The organism is uncultured Psychroserpens sp., assembly GCF_947494225.1.
Taxonomy (GTDB): Bacteria; Bacteroidota; Bacteroidia; order Flavobacteriales; family Flavobacteriaceae; genus Psychroserpens.
Genome location: NZ_CANLUG010000003.1, coordinates 413,851 through 434,297, shown reverse-complemented (window position 1 = coordinate 434,297; position 20,447 = coordinate 413,851). Strand labels below are relative to the sequence as shown.

The 20,447-nt window shown below is 34.8% G+C and carries 18 protein-coding genes; 10 read left to right on the top strand and 8 right to left on the bottom strand.

Going from position 1 to position 20,447, the window contains the following annotated elements; translation table 11 throughout:
* Window positions 1-3: 3 nt before the first annotated feature.
* From Q0893_RS09835 to Q0893_RS09820, 4 genes are read left to right on the top strand one after another with little or no spacing between them, the layout of a single operon-like run.
* A complete protein-coding gene (locus Q0893_RS09835) occupies window positions 4-1,239 on the top strand; it encodes a DUF6638 family protein (protein ID WP_298902072.1) in 1,236 nt (411 codons plus the stop codon).
* A gap of 44 nt (window positions 1,240-1,283) precedes the next feature.
* Window positions 1,284-1,826, top strand: coding sequence for a hypothetical protein (locus Q0893_RS09830; protein WP_299274957.1), 543 nt, complete (start codon window positions 1,284-1,286; stop codon window positions 1,824-1,826).
* Window positions 1,826-2,020, top strand: coding sequence for a hypothetical protein (locus Q0893_RS09825; protein WP_298902068.1), 195 nt, complete (start codon window positions 1,826-1,828; stop codon window positions 2,018-2,020). Before Q0893_RS09830 ends, Q0893_RS09825 begins: the two co-directional genes overlap by 1 nt.
* Window positions 2,021-2,022: 2 nt before the next feature.
* Complete coding sequence (locus tag Q0893_RS09820) at window positions 2,023-3,732, top strand: hypothetical protein (protein ID WP_299274953.1); 1,710 nt, start codon at window positions 2,023-2,025, stop codon at window positions 3,730-3,732.
* 41 nt (window positions 3,733-3,773) lie between these two features.
* Here Q0893_RS09820 and Q0893_RS09815 read toward each other — a convergent pair whose 3' ends face one another.
* Window positions 3,774-5,234: a hypothetical protein gene (locus tag Q0893_RS09815; RefSeq protein WP_299274948.1), complete on the bottom strand. Its 1,461-nt coding sequence runs from the start codon at window positions 5,232-5,234 to the stop codon at window positions 3,774-3,776.
* A gap of 134 nt (window positions 5,235-5,368) precedes the next feature.
* Here Q0893_RS09815 and Q0893_RS09810 point away from each other — a divergent pair, with 134 nt between their 5' ends.
* Entirely contained in the window at window positions 5,369-5,863 is a 495-nt protein-coding gene (locus Q0893_RS09810; RefSeq protein WP_299274945.1) for a hypothetical protein, read from the top strand.
* On the opposite strand, the gene Q0893_RS09805 is transcribed toward Q0893_RS09810, so the two are convergent.
* Both Q0893_RS09805 and Q0893_RS09800 read right to left on the bottom strand, forming a co-directional pair.
* On the bottom strand, window positions 5,858-6,808 hold the full coding sequence (locus tag Q0893_RS09805) for a bifunctional helix-turn-helix transcriptional regulator/GNAT family N-acetyltransferase (protein ID WP_299274942.1): 951 nt from the start codon (window positions 6,806-6,808) through the stop codon (window positions 5,858-5,860). The two genes, Q0893_RS09810 and Q0893_RS09805, sit on opposite strands and share 6 nt — an antisense overlap.
* 54 nt (window positions 6,809-6,862) lie before the next feature.
* Entirely contained in the window at window positions 6,863-7,885 is a 1,023-nt protein-coding gene (locus tag Q0893_RS09800) for a formimidoylglutamase (RefSeq protein WP_299274939.1), read from the bottom strand.
* A 120-nt stretch (window positions 7,886-8,005) separates the two neighbouring features.
* Between Q0893_RS09800 and Q0893_RS09795 the strand changes: the two genes are divergently transcribed.
* A complete protein-coding gene (locus Q0893_RS09795) occupies window positions 8,006-8,887 on the top strand; it encodes a chromosome partitioning protein ParA (protein ID WP_298902060.1) in 882 nt (293 codons plus the stop codon).
* 63 nt (window positions 8,888-8,950) lie between these two features.
* On the opposite strand, the gene Q0893_RS09790 is transcribed toward Q0893_RS09795, so the two are convergent.
* The 4 genes from Q0893_RS09790 to fumC all read right to left on the bottom strand — a co-directional run bounded on the left by Q0893_RS09790 (window position 8,951) and on the right by fumC (window position 13,744).
* Window positions 8,951-9,514 (bottom strand): hypothetical protein, encoded by a 564-nt coding sequence (locus Q0893_RS09790; protein ID WP_299274934.1) that lies wholly within the window; start codon window positions 9,512-9,514, stop codon window positions 8,951-8,953.
* Entirely contained in the window at window positions 9,498-10,733 is a 1,236-nt protein-coding gene (hutI, locus tag Q0893_RS09785; RefSeq protein WP_299274930.1) for an imidazolonepropionase, read from the bottom strand. The genes Q0893_RS09790 and hutI overlap by 17 nt, the downstream gene beginning before the upstream one ends.
* Window positions 10,734-10,837: 104 nt before the next feature.
* Window positions 10,838-12,265: a T9SS type A sorting domain-containing protein gene (locus Q0893_RS09780; protein ID WP_299274926.1), complete on the bottom strand. Its 1,428-nt coding sequence runs from the start codon at window positions 12,263-12,265 to the stop codon at window positions 10,838-10,840.
* A gap of 81 nt (window positions 12,266-12,346) precedes the next feature.
* Window positions 12,347-13,744 carry a class II fumarate hydratase gene (gene fumC / locus Q0893_RS09775; RefSeq protein ID WP_299274923.1) on the bottom strand — a complete coding sequence of 466 codons (1,398 nt, stop codon included), beginning with the start codon at window positions 13,742-13,744 and terminating at the stop codon, window positions 12,347-12,349.
* Between the two features lie 206 nt (window positions 13,745-13,950).
* Here fumC and Q0893_RS09770 point away from each other — a divergent pair, with 206 nt between their 5' ends.
* From Q0893_RS09770 to Q0893_RS09755, 4 genes are all read left to right on the top strand, one after another.
* Complete coding sequence (locus tag Q0893_RS09770) at window positions 13,951-15,321, top strand: metallophosphoesterase (protein WP_299274920.1); 1,371 nt, start codon at window positions 13,951-13,953, stop codon at window positions 15,319-15,321.
* Between the two features lie 6 nt (window positions 15,322-15,327).
* The gene (locus Q0893_RS09765; protein WP_299274916.1) at window positions 15,328-15,795 is read left to right on the top strand and encodes a hypothetical protein; all 468 of its coding nucleotides are present in this window, start codon (window positions 15,328-15,330) and stop codon (window positions 15,793-15,795) included.
* Between the two features lie 119 nt (window positions 15,796-15,914).
* Complete coding sequence (locus tag Q0893_RS09760) at window positions 15,915-17,597, top strand: AIPR family protein (protein WP_299274913.1); 1,683 nt, start codon at window positions 15,915-15,917, stop codon at window positions 17,595-17,597.
* Window positions 17,598-17,722: 125 nt separating this feature from the next.
* Window positions 17,723-17,905, top strand: coding sequence for a hypothetical protein (locus Q0893_RS09755; RefSeq protein WP_298902050.1), 183 nt, complete (start codon window positions 17,723-17,725; stop codon window positions 17,903-17,905).
* A 76-nt stretch (window positions 17,906-17,981) separates the two neighbouring features.
* Here Q0893_RS09755 and Q0893_RS09750 read toward each other — a convergent pair whose 3' ends face one another.
* Window positions 17,982-20,411, bottom strand: coding sequence for a TonB-dependent receptor (locus tag Q0893_RS09750; protein WP_298902049.1), 2,430 nt, complete (start codon window positions 20,409-20,411; stop codon window positions 17,982-17,984).
* Window positions 20,412-20,447 lie beyond the last annotated feature (36 nt).

The following is a 20,447-nucleotide window of genomic DNA, read 5'->3' as shown; positions in this document are numbered from 1 at the left end:
GAAATGAATAAGCTTAAAGCAGCAAATTTATATAGAAGTGAATTAATTCCAATTTCGGGTAAACTGGTAGAGCGTTATAATAAATGCTTACTTAAGCTGGGTTTTACAGTGACTGAACTTGATCATTTTCATATAGATGGTATCGGTTGGAGCCCTGAAGTGGCTGAAGAGAAGGACGATGAAAACTATTTATGTAACGGAGAATCAAATCCGCATGGCATTATCATTTCACCTTTGCAAAATAAAAAACCAGTGTATTTACCATATCATACATTTGATAGAGATATGATGATGCAGGTCTTTAAAAAACACGGCAGTAAGATTAATGATATCACCAGAGATTCTGCCATTTGTATCGATTTCGATCAAAGTATAGATGCCTTTTACGAGCCTTTGGATGTGCTGAGGTATCAAACAGTTACCATACGATTTCATTTAATTGATAACCTCGATAATGTTAGAGAAGAACAACTTCAGCTTATAGAAAAATTCAAACAAGGAAATAATTTTATAGACGAAAATATTCATAGTCAACTTCTGGAATCTGCCAATAAATATGGTGATTTAAGAGAACGGGATCTTAATCTTGAATCCATGAATTATGTAACCGATTCATTCTATACCAAATCTTTTGGAGGTGTCTATGTATTGCGAGATTTTATATCTCCAATTGTCGTTTTTGAAAGCAAGAAATGGTATAAGGAAGCGATAAAAGATACAGTTCATGACGTTCTTATTTTTCATATTAAGCAACCGCAATTGATGGAGAAACTAAGAGATCATATCATTATTGCATATGATTTGGAAGATATCGTAAAAACCAAACGATATGAGCGCATTAAGAAATTTGAATTTTCGCAGCACCTTAAAAAAACGAAGCATCCAATTAAAGATATATTAAGTGACCAACTATTATTTAAAAGTTACCTTAATAAAGTCGATATAGACACACGTAAGAAGGTGATGAGTGTAGAACGTTACTTGGAAAAACTCGAAAAGAGTAACCAGTATAAAATTTCTGATATTGTTGATGATGATTTATTTGAGGCCTTGCACGAGCCACATTCTAGTTTACACCCTAAACATCAAGACCTTATTTGGAAGCTCTTAGTTAATATTGCTCCAAAAGATGTGCTGTTCATGTATTGGTATGATAAGCAGGAATTTTACAAACAATATGAAACTTGGGATCCTTCGCTACAGGATTGGGTCATTGAGACCATTAGTAACAATATTTAAGAATTTTAGACTAACTTTATAAAGGATCAACTAAAACAGCAATCATGGGAACAGATATCATCATTTTTATCGTAGCCGTACTATTCGGAATTTTTATCTATTGGAGAGAATCTAATGGCAATGGTGCTTATCGCTCTATTAATAAAATTGTCAACAGTAAAGAACTGCAAATGAACGCAGATAATCCTAAGGGTTTCGTTTATAAACAAGCGTTTATCCCAAGACTTATATTTGTAGTTACCGCAGTGTTAGTAGCCGCTCTTGTTGTTGAGTTTTTAACGCCTATTTCAGTGTTTGCTAGTTACTATGGTATATCGGCATTTGCATCTTTTGCGGCAGGAACATTATTAGGAACGTATTTAGCGAACCTGGTTATAAAATCAGGAAAAGTTATTGAAGCACAAAGTGAATCGTTAGAAGATAAATTTGAAAATGTCGTAGAAAAAGGAAAAGAATTTATTGAAGATTTAAAGCCTAAAGACAACAAGGTTGTTGAAGACACAAAGGAGGAGATAAAAACTGAGCCCGAGCCAAAGGCAAATGAAAAATCAGCTCGTGACCGATTAAAAGATAAGGGTCTAATGTAATGAAAGAAGCGAGACGTAAAAAAATTATCCAGTTTGTATTATGGATGTCTGTGGTTGTTATGATTGCTCATTTTGCAATTATAGATTACTCAAATTTTGATTATAAAGACTTGTTAGGACCATTAAGTAATGTCTTTATTATATTAGGTATGTATGTTACGCTAAGAGATATAAATAAAAAAACGGAAAACTAGAGATGCTAAAGAACTATTGGAACAAAGGAAAGAAGCAAAAGACCATAACCATTATTGTAGGTCTTATTTTGCTTATTGCATTATTTATACTTCGTGATGATTATCAACCAGCTTTATTATTTTTTAGGAAGTATATTTTTATCATCATTCTAAGTTTGATTGTGTTGTTTTTCGGGTTAAAAAAATTCCGAAAAACCGCGAGTACAGGAAAGCGCCTTGGTATATTAGGTTTACTTGCAGCATTTTTCGGACTCCTTTATTTTGCGGGTTGGAATGTAGGCTTATATGATTATATGAAGACTTATAACGTTTTTAATGATTTAGATAAAGTAGAAATCAACGAACTACCATTAACGCAAAACGAACGTATCCAACCGTTACGTAATATTTTTTCAATGGCTAATGAAAGTGTAGGAGAGACCAAAGACGTATCCTTACCGCATTTGGTACGTGTAGATGACGAAAACAAATGGACGATGGCTATACAACCTTCTGAAAAATATATTATGCAGCGTATTAGTGACAATACCGAAGAAGTGTTTTCTGTTTCCAGTACTACGCCATTTCCGAGATTTTCAAATGACAACAGAATTCCTGTAACATTTTCGATAGGAGAATCTTTGAAATTTAGCCGTAACACATACAATGCGGTAGTACAGCGTTTTAATCCTTGGATGTTATTTAATTATGAGCCAAGCGATACATTTTATATGAAAAACGACTCAGGCGAATGGGTTCAAGTGGTAAGTTTAATACGCTGGCGTGGTTTTTTCTTTCCTTACCCAACCTTTGGAGGTGTCATGGTGATTGAAAGTGGCGAGCATGATTTTAACGACTATTTAGAGCGTATTGCTATAGGAAAGGGAACGTTTATTGCACCCGAGGATATGAAAAACTATCCATTTCTCACCAAACAAAATACATTATCAGAGAAGGTATCTCGATTACAGTCCGAATCACTGAAATTTTTAGGAGGATTTAGCGATCCATTACCTTGGAATATGGAAACTGCGGTAAAAATACCTGAAATGCCGAAAGATCAAAACCAACAACCTTATGTGACCGATTTTGATTTTTCAGGCTCAGAAAGTGATGCCTATAGTGGATTATACCATTGGTTTGGTTTAGAACCAGTTGGAGAAGAACGTACTAGTTTGAGCTATAGTGTATTTGTACCAGCCGATGGAACTGATAAATTGTATTATTATGACCATGCTTCTAAAAAACAGGGATATGCAGGTGTTTCGGCGATGCCTCTAAAAGTAAAAGAATCAAGAAAAGAAATAGATTGGACAGCTAATACTCCTGTAGAATTTAGACCTTATGTTAAAGATATCGCAGGGCGTAAGCGCATGTTCTTTTTAGGAACTATCTCTGCAATTAGTGATACAAATGCACAGCAATTTGATGGTTCTGCTACTCCAGATTTAGTCCTTATTGATAGCGAATATCGCGATGTGATTTGGATTGACGTTAAACATCCTAGTACATGGGACAAAACAGTATACGACCAATTAAACGAAGCCTGGCGTTCTAGTGAAGGAATAGGTTATTTTTATGATGAAGATAAAACTGATACCGATATATTAGAAGCCGAAATCCAAGAGAAATTTAAAGCCATTGATAGCACAAGCGCATCTAATGGTAATCAAGCCGAAATTGAACGACTAAAGAGAAAGTTAGATTCGTTGCAAGCGTTAGACAAACAATAAAAAAAAAGAGCCGTCGATTAAGACGGCTCTTTTTTTTTGTTTTATTGTGCATACAAAAAGGTAAAACTAAAATCTGACGGGATAAAAATCGTAGTATCTTGGGCCTTTATGTTATATTCAATTCCTGCAAAAGTATGACAGCTAATACATGACGATGTTTCCTGCATATAGGTTTCGGCAGTAGTATTTGCTAACAGATAAGGCGCATTAATTTTTAACGGAGGTGGCGTACCATCTGTAGGGACCATCCACTGAGTACCTACAAGTTTATAATTTTCAAAAACTGAACCTAAAGATTTCAATTTGGCCTGCCATATGGCATTTAATTGTTCTGTGCAATAATAAATAGGATATACTCGTGTAACCTGAGTTCCAAATTTTTGACCTACAGCCTCTCCAGGAATTACTGTTGCATAACGTTCTGCGTAAGGCGCTTTGGTATTCCATTTATAGACAGTATCTTTTTTTACAACATCACCAGGTACATGTGAAGGCGGCTGGTTTACTGGACAACTCAAACACTCAGAATTGTAAAACGACCATTGTTTTTCTTGATCTGTTTGTGCTTTTTGAACATTGTCTGGCACGTTATCGATATGTTCAAAAGTACTCCATATCCAATTTTCAAATTCATGAGTTTTTCTAAGAACATGCAAACCTACTAGCCCTATAGTACAATCGAAGGAAAAAGCCTCTCCCGAAATGCTATTTTCCGAAGTCACAAAAATTGTGGCATTTTGTGTATAGTATTTATTAGGGTCGTCACCTTTATTTTGATCGAGTATTCTCCAACTGGCCTTTATTTCTATAGCACCAGGAAGTGTATTGGTTTGTGTTGGAAGTTCAATAGTATTTTTTGATTTATAGTAATTGTATATGCCTTCTTTGGTATTCAAATTATTATCCTTTATGTATTGTTCTTCAACGGCATTCATCTTTACCTCATAAACGACAAAGTTTAAGTTTCTATCAATAAGCGGATAATCATCGGCTTCTAAAAACCCTGAGATATGTAAATCATCGGCAACTTTTGAATCTTGAGACACAATTTTAGATTTAGGGTTTTTACTTTTAAATTCTGCCAAACTTTTGTCGCCAGCGCTAAAAACTTTAGAGGCTTCAGTAAAACGTTCCCAAACTCTTAATGAATCTGGATAGTCTGTAATATTGGAACCTATAGGTTTGCCAGAAGCATCAGAAGGCCAGTTTAGTGCTACAAAACTCTGCCAAGAAAAGTTATCAAATGAAGGTTGAATTTCTGGCGCTAATACCGAAGAATACCCATTTTGAAATTGCCCATCTGGGCTTCCAAGGAAGTATACTTCTAATGGTAAATTTGAACATAATTCGTTAGTTCTATTCTCACAAAACCTTATAGAGTCTAGAGTAGGACAGGCGTCTGTTAAAATAGTATCTGTGCTAGCGACGTAATCGTGTTGATTCGATTTTTCGTTGCAAGCAAACAAACAACTAATTAAGAAGAATGTAAGTGCTTTTTTCATGATAAATAATGGTTGATTAGTAGTGTATAAATTTAGGCAACCAAAGACGGGCGTCTATGAGTAAATATACCCGAATTAACAGGCAAGTGTTGTAACAAAACTTGGGTTTTCCTGACTTATAAATAAAGACTATTATGGGAGGTTACATGGGGTTTGGTATGGCGTCTTGGATTTATAAACAGCGCCCAAATAGAGCATTTTCTATAAAGAAAGGCAAACCTACATGCAATACGATACCTAGTTACAGTAGGCAATTTAAGATGCAACCTTCAAAGCCAAAAAGCAATTTTTATATTGTAATGAGTCTTCTTTTTCTTGGACTATTATTCTCGGTTTTTTATTTTAAGGCGCCAGTACTTTTAGAACATTCCAATACAATACGTGCCCAAAAACAAGCCTATATTCAAAACGCAAATGATGAGGCATTTAAATTTTTAATATCATCTGGTATACAAAGACTAAAAAGAAATAACCTGACTGGTGCATATTCCGAATTTAAGTTAGCTTATGCCATCTATCCTAAGAATGAAAAATTGCAGCAATTATTGATAGAAACATTGAGCGCATTATGTGAGGATGCTAACACATACTGTGCTGATCTGGATAAGATGTTAAACCAGTCGTTATAATGTTAACTCCATTTTAATATTGCTACGTTCATAAGGGCTATCTTTTTCCAATTCTAGTTCTATAAACCCATATTTCTTATAGATATAAATGGCATTTTCTAATATTGTATTAGAGTAGAGCATAAGTGCTTTAAATCCATTGACATGGGCAAAATCTATACAATGCTGCATAAGGCGTTGCCCAATTTTTTGTCCGCGCTGATTAGACAAAACAGCCATTTTGGTTAATTCATACACTAGTGGATCATGAGTCGGCATAAGCGCAACGGTTCCTAATATGAGGTCATCGCGTTTTGCAAAAAAGATATAACCACCTTTATTAATAATGTAATGCTCTGGTTTGCTAAGTACCTCATCATCAAAGGCTTCAATGTAGAAATAGGTTTTAAGCCATTCAATATTTAAATCGTAAAAATTTGGAGCATAACGCTCGTCATAATTAATAATTTCAAAGTCATTGTTCACTTCCATTTTTGCCATATTAATAATCGTTTTACTTAAACTTTTATGTTGTAATTTATCTTCTAGTTTATTAAGGTGTTCGGTTAAGGAGTTAGACGAATGCGTTGTGTATTCTTTTATGACATTGTCAATGACAGCCCATAAAGGCTTCATTTGAGCCACTAGGTGTTTTCCTTTGTCTGATAAGGTTAGTATTTTTTTTCTTTTATCTATTGTATCGCTTTCTAGATGTAGCAATTCTTTAGCAATGAGTTTATTGACAGCTTGACTTATAGCAGGTTGCGATAACTTTAAAGCGGTTTTAATTTCAACATTTGTTACGCCATTTTTATTATCAATGATTTTTATAATAGGGAATAAGTAAGGGTCAAATTCTATATTAAAATAGTCATAGGTGCATTGAACCTCCTTCATAACAAAATCACTCAATCGTTTTAGACGTGAGCCTAATGCCAGTTCACTAAATCCTCGTAATGCATCCATTGTATATCTATTTATATAAGTACTTATGCAAATATATAAAATTATTCGACGACGTCAAATAATTTCATGAGCTCTAATAAAGTCTGTTATTAAGTAGGATATTAGTTTTCCTACTTGCACATCGGTCTCTAGGGTAGGTGCGGCTTCACAAATATGGAGATATGCTACATGCTGTTGTTTCCCGAAATGATGAATAAAAGCTCTAGCCTTATTTACAGAAAACCCACTAGGTGTCATAGCGCTACTTGGAATATTTTGTATGGCATCGCAATCAATTTCTAGTCCAAAAGCTTTTGATGTAATATGTTGTGACGCTATTTCCATTTCGGTATCAAAGTTAGTATCACGTCTTATCATCATACTTTCAAACGTACTGTATTTAACACGCCTTAGTTTGTTAAGTGTTTTAAATATGGTATCTGAAGTATAATTTTCGTGTAGTCCAAAAATAAAATAATGTTTTAGGAAGCCTTCTGCATAGGCGTAACTAAAGCCGTTTCCACTATGTCTTCCTTCCTCTGCTCTGAAATCGTGGTGCGCATCAAAATTAATAGCGTTTATCTGTTTTTTAAGCCCTAAGGACGTGCCTTTGATATTTCCGTAGGCATTGTTATGACCACCTCCAATAATAATAGGAATTTTACCTGCACTTACAATTTGAGATACTAAATGGGTGACGGCTTCATCTATTTTCGAAACTTTCTTTCGAGCTTTTTGAATGTCTTTTCTCTTTTTTTGATCTAATTGTTTTAGCTTTTCTTGATAAGTATCGAACTCAAGATGACCCAAAATCAGCACTTTTTTTGGATGTGTATACGCATTACTTTGGACGTTTAACAAAATATTAATTGCGGCATCCCAAGCGCTGGAAGTCCCTGTATTACCGTAATTGGCAAAAACACCAACATCTTCTTTTATCCCAAAAATTACATAAGAAACATCTAATTTTAATAGTTGTTCGTATATATTGGAGAAGTTAGGAAGTAACAAAATATGTTCTCCAAATTTGGTTTCTTTAGGACGTTTTTTCAGAATGGATTTTAATTCTGAATTCGTAAAAGGTTTTAAGTGTTCCATTTACAAAATTGATTAATTTTGATGTATTAAAAGTACAGTTTTTTATTTTCAAGCTTCTAAGAATATCAAATAAAATTGAAACAATTAACGTTTAAAATAACTCGTAACAAAAATTAACTTATGGATAATTCAAACAGTAAGAGTACAGGATTAAAAATTGCATTAGGAATTTTATTAGCATTGTTTTTAGGTACAGGTTTTTACACTTCAAAACTGTACAATGAGAAAAAAGAAAACGAAGCCACTCTCATTCGTGAGAAAGAGCAGGTTATGGCAGATTTAAGTACAATGGCAAAGCAATATGACGTTGCTATTGGAGAAAATGAGGTCGCTAATGAGAAGTTGTTGGGTGCAAGAGAACGCATTCAAGGTTTAATGGATTCTTTAAAATTATCTCAAAATAGTGTCAATAGCCTTTGGAGATACAAGAAGAAGTTCTTAGCATTACAAGAGGAGATGGACGTCATTATGGCGGAAAATGATCAGCTTAAAGTAGAAAATTCTTTATTGGCTTCTACACTAGACAGTACAAATGTACAGTTGGCCGAGCGTACCGTTTTTACCGATTCTCTCTTAGTTCAAAACACACAATTGGCCGAAGTTGTAGAAAATGCGGCAGTATTGCAAACTACCGATTTAAAAGGGTTTGGTGTTATAGAAAGAAGTTCGGGAAAATTGATTCCTACAGAACGTGCAAGACGTAGCGACAAAATTAGGGTATGTTATACAGTTGCTAAGAATAGATTGGTTGGTGCTGGAGATAAGGAATTGTATGTGCAAGTATTAGATCCTAAAAACAATGTTTTAGGTGCTAATGAGCAAGTTCAGTTTGATGAAACAGTTTTAAACTATAGCTTAATTAGTAAGTTTAATTACGAAAATAGAAACTTAAACATTTGTGAATTTGTAGGACCAAATGATAAGTTTGAAAAAGGACGTTATGTGGTTAACGTTTTTAATAACAAAGAATTAATTTCTTCTTCAGAGTTTACGCTGAAGTAGTATATAACAATAGGTTAGGTTAGGAAAGATCCGGAAACATTGTGTTTTCGGATTTTTTTGTGTCTATTCTGAAATGGCTAAAATACAAGCCTCTCTAATTTTCCAAAGTTGATTAAAACTAAGGTGTAACTGTTCATTTTTTATCCAAGTCTTTAAATATGATTTGTGGAATGTCACTTTATAGTCGCCTATTTGATTAGGTTCAATGTGTACTTCATATTGGAGCGTTTCAGAAAAACTAGGTTCAGTAGTACTATTAAATGTAATATCTATAATGTCATCGTGATGCCTTAAATAACAATGAGCTTCTGGGATGTAATCGAGATGATATTGTTCTAAAACGTACTTGATTTTTGGCGTATTTTTGGGATTCATTTCAAAAACACCCAAGCAGAGTTTTAAATCATCAATATCATTTTCAATGGCGATTGCTTTTAATAAGGCATGTTTTGTCGAACAAGTACCTTTATGCTCTTGTAAAACCTGTGTAAAATCACTTCGGTTAGTTGTTCTTCCGTAGGGAAGTTGCTTGACAAAGTTAAAAACAGCTTCAAAATCTGATAGCCCTTTATCTAAGCACACTTTTGACAGTGGCTGTGCTGGTGATAGTTTAATAGATTTGTCCATTAATCATAACTGTATCAATGAGGTCGTCACCAAAGGCGTAAGGCAAGTGATAATAATTTGGGATGGCTTTTGTAATAATCAAATTGGCTTTTTTTCCACGACAAATACTACCATAAAGATTAGAAATCCCCATCGCATAGGCACCATTTATGGTTGCAGCATTAATAGCCTCTTCGGGCGTTAACTTCATTTTTATACAAGCCGTAGAGACCACGAAATTCATATTTCCGCTAGGGGTAGATCCAGGGTTGTAATCGGTAGCTAATGCTAATGGTAATCCGGCATCTATTATAGCACGTCCAGGTGTATAAGGAATACTCAAAAAGTATGAGCAGGATGGTAATGCGACAGGCATCGTGTTAGATGATTTTAATGCTGAAATATCTTCTGGGTTCATTTCTTCCAAATGATCTACAGATAAGGCCTTATATTTAACCCCAAGGGCAACACCTCCAAAAGCATTAAATTGGTTAACATGTATTTTAGGAATTAAATGATAAGACTCTGCCGCTTGTAATACGCGTTCGGTATCTTCTAAATCGAAATAACCTTTTTCACAAAACACATCAATATATTCTGCCAACTGTTCTTTTGCCACAGCAGGAATCATCTCATTAACCACCAGATCAATAAAGCTTTTCTTATTGGCTTTAAATTCTTTTGGTAGTGCGTGAGCGGCAAGTAAGGTTGGTTTCACTTTAATAGCGAAATCCTTTTTTAAGCGTTTAATAACGCGTAACATCTTTAGCTCGGCATCTACCGTTAGTCCATAACCCGATTTAATTTCTACAGCACCTGTACCCAATTTTATCATTTCTTTGAGACGCCTAGCCGCTTGATGGTAAAGCTCGTCTTCAGATGTATTTTGTAACTGCTCTGCAGAATTTAAAATTCCACCGCCACGATTGGCAATGTCTTCATAGGATAAGCCATTAATTCGATCAACAAACTCTTGAGTACGATCTCCAGCATATACAATATGTGTATGCGAATCACACCATGTTGGGAGTACAATCTTTCCAGAAGCATCGATAGTTTCATCGGCTTCTATAGCCTTACAATCTTCCATACTACCATAGTCTACAATGGTATCGTGCTCTATCAAAAGATAAGCATTCTTAAGTGTAGGTAAAATTTTCATATCACTACCTTTTACAATAGTAACATGTTCTTCCCTTATTTGAAGGAGTTCTTTTATATTGGTAATGAGTACTGACATGTGTCGTTGGTTCGATTGCAGCTATAAATATATAAATCTTTGGCATAAAAAAAGCTGCCTAATGTAATGAAACGGCAGCTTTTATATATTGTTGTTCTATTGACTTATTCTTTTACAAATTTGTATGTAACTCCGTACGTTTCAAATTTAATCATATAGAGACCAGTGTTTAATTTTGAAATGTCTAATGGTTCATTATTGATAACCTCAGTATTCATGACTTCTTGCCCTAAAGTATTTAAAATAGAAATATTAAGAGCATCGTTAAAACTACCTTTGATAGAAATGTGAGTTTGAGCTGGGTTAGGGTATAAGATTAATTCTTCAATAGCAAATTCAGGCACATCAAGTGTGATGAGTTCATTCTCATACCAAAATACAGTGTCGTTAAAGAATCCTATAGAAGCAATGTCCTTATCACCATCACCATCATAATCATCTACAGTAAAGTCATACATTTGAAAGTTATTATCGGCAACCAGTTGTGGCGTAGTACTTGGACTGGCATTATCAGCACCTTGAAACCAAATAATAGCATCGTCTGCCGAACCTCCATCGGTTAAAAGCACATCATTTTCGCCATCATTATTTATATCTGCTACAACAGCTACGGCTGGTCTATCAATTATAGAATCGTCAGATATTGCATGTGGCGTGGAGCTTCCATTTTTTACTTTCTCATACCACGTTACATCTCCAGAAAAATTATCTACAGCAATGATATTTAAATTACCATCATTATTAACATCTCCAGTAATAACATTAAATATAAACGATGTCGCTGTGGAGCTACTTTCTACAGTTACTGTATCTTTAATCCAAGTTACTGCTGTAGAACCACTTTCTATATATTGATTATAAAAAATTTCGATAGACTGGTCTCCGTAATACGTTACTACGGCATCTAGATCGGTGTCACCATCTAAATCGGCCAAATTAATATATAATGTAGAATTTGCTGTGCCACTTTCAATATCTGCTTCGGCAGTAAAGTTTCCAGCACCATCACCAGAATACCATTGTGTTCTACTGTTTGAAAACGAAATTGTAGCAATATCTATATTTCCATCCATATTAATGTCACCAGCTACAACTTCACCAGGACCAATAAGTGCTCCATCGATAACAACTTCAGGGTCAAAACCCTCAGCAGCATTACTTAAGAAATAGACGAGTTTATCCTGATTGGCAGATGTTGCAATAATGTCTAGTCCATACTGTCCATCGATATCTGCAACTGTAAGTCCGTCAACATACTGTATTGTTGTAGACACATCAGTTTGAATTGTGAAGTTTCCATTCCCATCATTCTTATACCATCTGATATAATCTTGTGCAGGAGTTCCTCCATTAAAGTCATAGGTTGCCATGACCAAATCAATGTCACCATCACCATCAAGATCTCCTGATGCAAATTCATAAGGATCGGTTCCAGCACTTGCGTCTATAGTTTGAACAGCCGCAAATGGTTGTGCAAACATAAAGTTACTAAGCAAAGTTAAAAAGATAATACAGCGTAAAGTTTTTTTCATAATTGTTTGATTTATAAGTGCTAATATATATAAAAACACCGACAAAACAGTATTTTGTCGATGTTTTTGTGCGTTTTGTCGTTATTTTAAGTTACCAGTCATATCCTCAGGTTTTACCCAAGCATCATATTCTTCGGCGGTAACATAACCAAGATTAATGGCTTCTTCTTTTAAAGTTGTTCCGTTTTTATGTGCTGTGTTGGCGATTTCAGCAGCCTTATAATACCCAATTTTAGTATTTAAAGCAGTGACTAACATTAAAGAGTTGTTTAATAATTCTTTAATCACATCATGGTTAGGCTCAATACCAGATGCACAGTGCGCTTCAAAACTCACGCAGGCATCACCAATAAGCTGTGCCGACTGAATAACATTGGCAGCCATCATAGGCTTAAATACATTGAGTTCATAATGTCCTTGAGTACCTCCAACAGTTACGGCAACATCATTACCCATAACCTGAGCACATACCATAGTTAAAGCCTCACATTGTGTCGGGTTTACTTTTCCTGGCATAATAGAGCTTCCAGGTTCATTTGCAGGAATAATAATTTCTCCAATTCCACTTCTAGGACCAGAAGCCATCATACGAATATCATTCGCGATTTTATTAAGAGATACTGCAATTTGCTTTAATGCACCATGGGTTTCTACCAGTGCATCATGAGCAGCAAGAGCTTCAAATTTGTTCTCTGCCGATACAAATGGTAAGCCTGTAAATTTAGCAATATGCTCTGCAACTAGTTCACTATAACCTTCAGGTGTGTTTAATCCTGTTCCAACTGCTGTGCCTCCAAGAGCCAACTCAGCTAAGTGAGGTAAGGTATTCTCTAAGGCTTTTAATCCGTGATCTAATTGTGATACATAACCCGAAAATTCTTGTCCGAGTGTCAAAGGTGTAGCGTCCATTAAATGTGTACGACCTATTTTAACCACATTATTAAAAGCTATTGATTTTTCATGAAGTGTATTTCTTAATTTAATAACACCAGAAATAGTATTTTCAACCACTTTTTTATAAATAGCAATATGCATTCCTGTAGGGAATGTATCGTTAGAGGATTGCGATTTGTTCACGTCATCATTCGGCTGAATGGTTTTGTCACCTTCGCCAATCACTTTTCCCGCAATTTGATGCGCTCTATTAGCAATCACTTCATTAACGTTCATGTTACTCTGGGTTCCAGACCCTGTTTGCCAGATTACCAAAGGAAACTGCTCGTCATGTTTACCTTCTAAAATTTCATCACATACTTGAGCAATAAGATCACGTTTTTCATTGTCTAGCACTCCAAGTTCAGCGTTGGTGTAAGCTGCAGCTTTTTTAAGGTAGGCGAAACCATAGACGATTTCAAGCGGCATAGATGCAGCAGCCCCAATTTTAAAGTTCTTTCTAGAGCGTTCGGTCTGTGCGCCCCAAAGTTTATCAGCAGGCACATTAACGTTGCCCATCGTATCTTTTTCTATTCTAAATTCCATAATTGGTTGTACGTTTTTTAGGTCCTACAAAGTTACGATTTTTGAATGTTATTTCTTACGCATTTTTAGTTTTATTACCTCGGAAATGGGAATAATCGATTCTTAGTTTTATTCCTAAAATGAATATTGGAAATCGGGTATTTATACGCATAGATTTTTGAGCGTCAGTTCTTAGTTTTAACAAGTAGTAATTAAAACGCGCAACTATGAAATCTATTCATTTTTTTATCTTTTGTTTATGTTGTTTTTTAATGTTTAATTGCAAAGACGATAAGAAACCAGACGTTCCTTCCGATGATTATCCGACTATAATTGAAGATGATGTATTAGACACCTTTGAAACGGCTAACTTCTTAACCCTTTCGGATGTTCATCTAGATAGTTCCCAAACCAATATAGCTTATGGAGATGTTCTTAGCACTGGCATTGATACTTGGAATAGAACCATGACAGAAATCAACACCGTTGCTGGAGTAACAAAACCTAAGTTCATGATGTATTTAGGCGATTTACCAAACTATACCGAAGACATCACAGATAATATAGGTAAGGTACTTAAAGACTTACGAACCCTATCTGGTGATTATCCTATTTTGTTTTTACCAGGAAACAACGACACAATGAAAGGGGATTACCATTCGTTTCAGGATGATTCAAATGCAAATGGTGGCGTTAACATTTTTTCATTAGACCCAAGCAGTAGCGAACCTTGGCCTATTATCAATAGAAACTCTACGACAACAACAGTAGGAACCATTGAGTATAATAAACAATTCGGATTCTACTTGGTAGAATTAACTATAGATAATGAAAAGTTGCATGTTATTGCGCTCAATTCTGTCATTTTTTGTGAACCTACAAGCCGGCATCAGTATATAGATGATGATAAGGTATCACAGCAATCTGCCGCTCAGATTCAGTTTTCGTGGTTTGAAAGGAAACTAGATAGTTTGGGGTCTAATGATAATGTTTTGATTGCCATGCATATTCCACCAGGACGTGATGGTTATGGTCATGGGAAAATGTGGAATGACAATCTTTATGTAAATAATAAAGACACGGTAAGTGATCGTGTTCAAAATAACTTTTTAAAAGTACTGAGTAATCACAAACCAAAAATAAGAGGCATACTAACGAGTCATACCCATTTGGATGGTTTAAGACGTTTATATGCGAATGATACCTTTTATCAGCAAGAAATGGTGGCTTTAAGTATATCAACGCCTGGGATTTCGGTATACCATAGTAATAATCCTGCGTTTAAATCTTTTAGCTTCGACAAAAGTAATTTCGATCTTATAGATTTTACAACCTATTATGCTGAGCCAACGGCAAGTTCTGGAAGCAATCCCTATAAAGACGAAAATTTTAAATACCAGTCTAAGTCCTATACATTTAAAGGCACCTATAATATTACCGATCCTAAAATGACCATATTCTCAGCAATTGATGGTATGGTACATCGTCATATTATTAATGCGTATACTAAGAAAATCTTATATGTACGATCTAATGACACCTATCCAACCGAAAAGTTTGATTACAATCTCGCTTTGGATGTTATATTTCAGCAATAAGCACCAATGACGAACACTATTCTAGCACGCATTATTAAGTTTTTAGAATCCATTGGCATCATGGTGATAGATACCGCTTTAGACGATGATACCTTTTTACCAGGTTTACGATTAGAAGGACAACAGATTTTAGTAGATCCATCTAGACTTAAATATCCAGGAGATCTCCTGCATGAGGCAGGCCATATTGCTGTAACTCAATCTGACTTACGGCCTCTTATTGGCACAGATGACATAGGAGCGAACTGGCCAGAACTGGGCGATGAAATTGTAGCCATATTATGGTCGTATGCCGCATTATATCATTTAGAGCTTGACCCAAAGGTGGTCTTTCATGAAGAAGGTTACAAAAATGAGTCGCCATGGTTTATCGAGCAGTTTACAAACGGCGTCTATATGGGATTACCATTACTGAGTTGGATGGGACTTTGTGAGGAACACGAGTTTCCAAAAATGAAGAGGTGGTTGCGATAAATATACGTAGAGCTACGTATTGATTGATGAGGGTTTAATGGGTAGGTTTGTCATATATGCTGAGTAGTTATTCAGTTAGGTCGCCTTGTGCTTATTAATTATAATTAAAAACAAATATAATGAACGTAAATTACCCCGAAATACTTCAAGAATTAGAATATTATAATATAGAAGGAAGAACAGAAAGTGCTTCTTTTTTAATGTGGTATCTAGAAAAGTATTTTCGTCTTGATCAACAATTAGCTATTGACTCTGTATGTGATAATAAAGGAGATAAAGGAGTTGATGGTATTTATCTCAACGAAGGTTTGGGGACAATTGATATTTTTCAAACTAAAATCGTTCAAAGCGATAAAAAAACAATTGGAGATAGTACTTTAAAAGAATTTATTGGCACAATAGATCAATTTACAACAAAAGAAAAACTTGAAAACCTCATAAAAACGGCAGGTAAAGCCCAAGTGGCATCTCTTATTAAAAGACTTGATTTATTAGAAAAACTAGACGCTTATAAAATTCGCGGGATATTTGTGACCAATGTAGATTTATCAAATGATGGAGAAGCGTTCTTAAATGAAATAAGTTATGTTGAATTTTTTGGAAAAACAATATTAGAAGAGCATTATATAAGTGATAAAAAAGAAATCAATCTGCTTACGGAAGCAACATTTGACGTCTCTGAAAATGAAACAACAAAATATTATGCTGATGCCGAAACCATCACATATATTGCGCCAATAAAAGCAGGCGAACTTGTGATGTTAGAAGGTATAAATGACCAATCTATTTTCGACTATAATGTTCGTGGAGCCTTAGGTAATACAAAAATTAACAAGGGAATTGTACGAAGTATTAAAGACACTTCCCTTCATAAGCAATTTCCTTTATTTCATAATGGTATTACAATTGTTGCAGAGAATGTTGATAAAAATGATGATAAACTAACCATTAAAAACTTCTATGTTGTTAATGGATGTCAAAGTTTAACTTCTTTATATCGTAATAAATTATATTTAACTGATGATTTAAAGATATTAACTAAAGTTATAAAAGTCCCAATAGACTCAACTCTTTCATCTAAAATCACAGAATATTCTAACAGTCAGAATGGAGTTAAACCTAGAGATTTTAAATCGTACAATCAAATACAAATTCGTTTACAAAATGAAATTTCAGGAAGATTTGGTGATGAATATTATTATGAAATAAAACGTGGAGACAAAACTCCTGATGGATTGAAAGTTATTTCGAATGAATCTATGGGTGTTTTTTTAATGTCCTTTGATATTGAAGAACCTTGGAATACTCATAGAAAGTATCAAGTTTTTGAAGATGCTTATAATAAATTGTTTGCTAGGCCTGAAGTTACAGCTTATAGAATAATTTTTATTCAAGTTTTAGATGAAGTGTTGACTTCAAAAATGACCGATATTGAAAACCAACTTATTGCTAGATACGCTTTGACAAAGTATGCATTAATGTATATCACTAAAGGTATTCTTTTGAATGATGAGACAGGGAAATTGTTAATTAAAAAGCCGAATAATTTCGTTAAAGATGTCAAAGATCGAAATAACCTCTCGGAAGCATTATCAATAATAATAGATGATATAATAATTGACTTGAATGCAGAAGTTGGTGACTTGGATGAGGATTTTGATTATAAGTCTAGTCTTAGGAATGATGAATGGGTAAAAAAGTTAAACAGGAATATTGTGTCCAATTACTTAAAACAAATTAGGAGAAAAAGAATTCCAAGTTTTAAAGAAGAATGGGAAAGGGCTGTGGATAACAATGTTTAATGGTCTGAACAACCTTATTAACCTTGACATTGAAAGCGTTCTTCACAACCTGTTAATAAATCTCAAATTTACTATTGCAAAACAAAGTGCTTTATTATATCTTTGTGCCAACAAAAAAAAACCACATGTTCGATTTTGACCAATATTTAGGATTTTTAGCATTTTTAACCATCTTAACGATAGGATTCTGGTTAATGATTTTTCTATTAACTTTTGTTATCCCTTATTGGATTGGTGGGTCGCTTATTGAGCGTTTAAAAGAAATCAAAGAAGAAAAGAAGGCTAAGAGAGAAGCAGCGGCACACTAAGCTGTTTTGTATCATATACTAAAAAAAAGGAAACCAATTTGGTTTCCTTTTTTTATACGTTATAGTTGCAAACATATTAACCTTCAAAGTCAAAATCGTCACCACCATTTCCTGAGTTTCCTCTATTGTTACGTTGACGTTGTTTCTGCTGATTAAAACGATAGGTAAACGTGACATTAAAACTACGCTGTCTAAATTGAAATTCGCCCTCACTTATAAAGGTTGGTGTTGTTGAGGTAGAATTACGTTTTCTGGAGTTAAAGACATCACGTATGTTTATAGCCAATGAGGCTTTCTCTTTAAACAAGTCTTTACTAAATGCTAGATCTGTTGAGAAAATACCATCCCTTTTATTTTGTGCGTTTTCACTTGGTCCACGATAAAAGAGTCGCGTTTGCCAATCTACTTTTCCTGGTAAGGTGTATTTGTTATTAATTCTGGCAAACCAACTAAAGTTATCAGCTCCAAAATCGGTGCCTTCAAAAAAGCCCTCAGTTACAGAGTGAAATAAGTTAAGGTTTCCGTTTACATTCCATTTTTTAGAAGGCCTGTAGGTGAGTGTAAATTCAAATCCGTAACGATCATTAGTTGCTAAATTAATAGGCGAACGTTGCACAATTGGAACTTCTGTACCACCAATTACCGTAGTTTCTCCCGTGTCTAAACTTACAAATGTAAAGACATCGGTAGAACGTGAATAGTACACAGAAGAATTAAGTGTCATCTTTCCGAAGCGATTTAAATACCCTAAATCCAAAGTATTGGAGTAACTAGGATCTAAATCTGGATTTCCTTGAAATAGGTTAGTAGCACTACTTCTTGAAGGAAATGGATTGATAAAACGAGAACGCGGACGCCTAATACGTCGGTTGTAGCCTAAAGTAATACTTTGCTTTTCAGTAATCTCATAACCTAAATTAACAGTAGGGAAGAGGTCTGTATAACTTTTACGATCAAAGTCATTGCTAGTCATTTGGTCTATAGTAATTCGAGAATTCTCCATACGCAATCCTAATAAGAATGAAAATTTCTCCTTAATCTTACTACCAAATTGCGAGTATACTGCATTTACATATTGACGATAAATTAAGTTATTACTCACATTCTCATCAAGAACAAAGGTACCATCCTCATTAAATTCTAAGGTATAATCGGTATCGAGTTCTTCGAATGTTCCTCGATATCCAAATTCGAAATTACTGACTTCACCAATAGGTTTGGTGTAATCTAATTGCAGTAGAACTTCATTTTGATTTTCTAAAGTCCTCACGCGTTCTGCGGCATCGCCATCTTGAGCAATAATCGACCGTTCTTCCTCGCCATTATCTTCATATTGAAAATCGAATGTCAATCGGTGTTGGCTATCACCTTCAAATTGTTTGTCGTAATTAAACGAATATTGCCTTGTATTATCTGTTTCGGCCTCAGGATCTAAACGCAGCGACTCGTTAACCAAGTTACGATTGCTATCAAATTCTCTAATCACATTAGAGTTGTCGTTATCTTGATCACTATCTCTATATAAAAAAGAAGCTGTTATCGACGAGGTTTCATTTACGTACCATTCAACACCAATATTGGTATTAAACCCTTTACTCTTTCTGTCAAAAATTCTTGATTCTTCGAAAAAGGTACTCGGATCATCGTCATTAAAATATTCGGTTGTTGTGGTGGCGTTTCCAGGCGATTCTCTGTAACGATAACCAGAGGTGTTAAAGAAGTTAAAATCGCCAGTTCTATAATTAATATTCCCAGAAACACCTGCTTGCGGAGGATCTCCAGCGTTAAGAGTTACAGCTCCATTAAGACCTTGTAACTTACTTCGTCTTAAAATGATGTTTAAAATTCCTGCGGTACCTTCGGCGTCGTATCGTGCGGAAGGCGAAGTGATCACTTCAACGCGTTCAATAGACTCGGCAGGCAGCTGTCTTAGTGCATCGGTAGAATTTAAACCAACCAATCCAGAAGGTTTTCCATTAATTAAAATACGAACATTCTCATTACCACGTAAAGCGACATTACCTTCAACATCAACAGAAACAGAAGGTACATTATCCAAGACATCACTTACGGTTCCGCCTCTTACCGTAAGGTCTCTCCCTACATTGTAAATTTTCTTGTCTAGTTTTATTTCAACAGTAGTTTTTTCGGCTACAACCTCTACAGCATCTAGGGCTTCAAGATTGAGTGCTAGTGATACTGTTCCTAAATTTATATCTCTAGATAATGTTCTATCTTCGTAAGTTTTGGTTTTGTATGATAAATATTCAACCGAAACATTATAAGTACCAGCTGGTACATCAATTTTGAAAACACCTTTATTATTGGTAATTCCACCAGTGACTATTTTATTTTCTTTTTTACTGAAAAAGGAAACGGTTGCATATTCTAGCGGAACTTTATCGTCGGCATCAATGACAGTTCCGGTAATAGTAATATCATTTTGAGCTATACCAATAGTGTAGGTAAATAGGGTAAAGACTAACAGAGTTACTTTTAATTTCATCTGAATGGTTTATAGTGTTTTGCTATTTAGATGAAC

Bases quoted from the DNA above. Each gene is read 5' to 3' on its own strand.
- Q0893_RS09825 (WP_298902068.1), top strand. From the start codon at position 1,826: ATGAAAGAAGCGAGACGTAAAAAAATTATCCAGTTTGTATTATGGATG.
- Q0893_RS09815 (WP_299274948.1), bottom strand. From the start codon at position 5,234: ATGAAAAAAGCACTTACATTCTTCTTAATTAGTTGTTTGTTTGCTTGC.
- Q0893_RS09765 (WP_299274916.1), top strand. From the start codon at position 15,328: ATGACGAACACTATTCTAGCACGCATTATTAAGTTTTTAGAATCCATT.
- Q0893_RS09835 (WP_298902072.1), top strand. From the start codon at position 4: ATGAATAAGCTTAAAGCAGCAAATTTATATAGAAGTGAATTAATTCCA.
- Q0893_RS09770 (WP_299274920.1), top strand. From the start codon at position 13,951: ATGAAATCTATTCATTTTTTTATCTTTTGTTTATGTTGTTTTTTAATG.
- Q0893_RS09790 (WP_299274934.1), bottom strand. From the start codon at position 9,514: ATGGACAAATCTATTAAACTATCACCAGCACAGCCACTGTCAAAAGTG.
- Q0893_RS09800 (WP_299274939.1), bottom strand. From the start codon at position 7,885: ATGGAACACTTAAAACCTTTTACGAATTCAGAATTAAAATCCATTCTG.
- Q0893_RS09810 (WP_299274945.1), top strand. From the start codon at position 5,369: ATGGGAGGTTACATGGGGTTTGGTATGGCGTCTTGGATTTATAAACAG.
- fumC (WP_299274923.1), bottom strand. From the start codon at position 13,744: ATGGAATTTAGAATAGAAAAAGATACGATGGGCAACGTTAATGTGCCT.
- Q0893_RS09755 (WP_298902050.1), top strand. From the start codon at position 17,723: ATGTTCGATTTTGACCAATATTTAGGATTTTTAGCATTTTTAACCATC.
- Q0893_RS09780 (WP_299274926.1), bottom strand. From the start codon at position 12,265: ATGAAAAAAACTTTACGCTGTATTATCTTTTTAACTTTGCTTAGTAAC.
- Q0893_RS09750 (WP_298902049.1), bottom strand. From the start codon at position 20,411: ATGAAATTAAAAGTAACTCTGTTAGTCTTTACCCTATTTACCTACACT.
- Q0893_RS09805 (WP_299274942.1), bottom strand. From the start codon at position 6,808: ATGGATGCATTACGAGGATTTAGTGAACTGGCATTAGGCTCACGTCTA.
- Q0893_RS09820 (WP_299274953.1), top strand. From the start codon at position 2,023: ATGCTAAAGAACTATTGGAACAAAGGAAAGAAGCAAAAGACCATAACC.
- Q0893_RS09830 (WP_299274957.1), top strand. From the start codon at position 1,284: ATGGGAACAGATATCATCATTTTTATCGTAGCCGTACTATTCGGAATT.
- hutI (WP_299274930.1), bottom strand. From the start codon at position 10,733: ATGTCAGTACTCATTACCAATATAAAAGAACTCCTTCAAATAAGGGAA.
- Q0893_RS09795 (WP_298902060.1), top strand. From the start codon at position 8,006: ATGGATAATTCAAACAGTAAGAGTACAGGATTAAAAATTGCATTAGGA.
- Q0893_RS09760 (WP_299274913.1), top strand. From the start codon at position 15,915: ATGAACGTAAATTACCCCGAAATACTTCAAGAATTAGAATATTATAAT.